The 1,051-nt window shown below is 50.6% G+C and carries 1 rRNA gene; it reads right to left on the bottom strand.

From position 1 onward, the window contains the following. Positions 1-700 (bottom strand): 23S ribosomal RNA (locus FRY98_RS28330); the annotation flags it as partial. Positions 701-1,051: the final 351 nt, after the last annotated feature.

Raw genomic sequence — 1,051 nt, 5'->3', positions numbered from 1 at the left:
TCGCCCTATTCAGACTCGCTTTCGCTGCGGCTCCGCCTTATCGGCTTAACCTTGCTTGCAAACGTAACTCGCCGGTTCATTCTACAAAAGGCACGCCATCACCCCTAAAATGGGCTCTGACTTCTTGTAAGCACACGGTTTCAGGTTCTTTTTCACTCCCCTTCCGGGGTGCTTTTCACCTTTCCCTCACGGTACTGCTTCACTATCGGTCGCTAGGGAGTATTTAGCCTTACCAGATGGTCCTGGCGGATTCATACGGGGTTTCACGTGCCCCGCACTACTCGGGATCCGTCTCGGAGGGAGCACACTTTCGATTACAGGGCTTTTACCTTCTTTGGCCGGCCTTTCCAGACCTGTTCATCTAATATGCTCCTTTGTAACTCCATGTGAGACGTCCCACAACCCCAAGGGGCAAGCCCCTTGGTTTAGGCTAATCCGCGTTCGCTCGCCGCTACTGACGGAATCACTTTTGTTTTCTCTTCCTCAGGGTACTTAGATGTTTCAGTTCCCCTGGTCTGCCTCTTCATGCCCTATGTATTCAGGCATGAGTGACTGGATATTACTCCAGCCGGGTTTCCCCATTCGGACATCCCCGGATCAAAGCTTGCTTACAGCTCCCCGAGGCAGTTTCGTTGTTCGCCACGTCCTTCTTCGGCTCCTAGCGCCTAGGCATCCTCCGTGTGCTCTTAGTAGCTTAACCAATTCGCTCCGGTTTTGCGCTGCCCTCTCCTCGTTCGTCGCTTACTGACTTGCTCTCGCAAGCAGCCGCGCACTACCTAAAGTTCGGTCATCCCAAAACCTTCGCTCTGCAGTCACTACCTTTATTAAACTTGTTTTGACACAAGTTCAGCTAAAAGAGTTGTTTCTAAAACGCAAATTTCGTTTCGTTATCCAGTTTTCAAGGATCAATGATGAAATTTTGTAACGATGGCCGAAGCCACGTTCGAAATTTCAGCAATTTTGAGAGTTGAACTCTCAAAACTGACCAACGAGTGAGTATGGTCGACTTCGCGATCGCGAAGCCTAGTTATCGGCGACCTTACGGTCAGCC

The sequence above is a fragment of the Paenibacillus faecis genome, from assembly GCF_008084145.1.
Lineage (GTDB): Bacteria > Bacillota > Bacilli > Paenibacillales > Paenibacillaceae > Fontibacillus > Fontibacillus faecis.
Note: the sequence above shows the minus strand (reverse complement) of the source record. Positions and strands in the feature narration are given on the sequence as shown.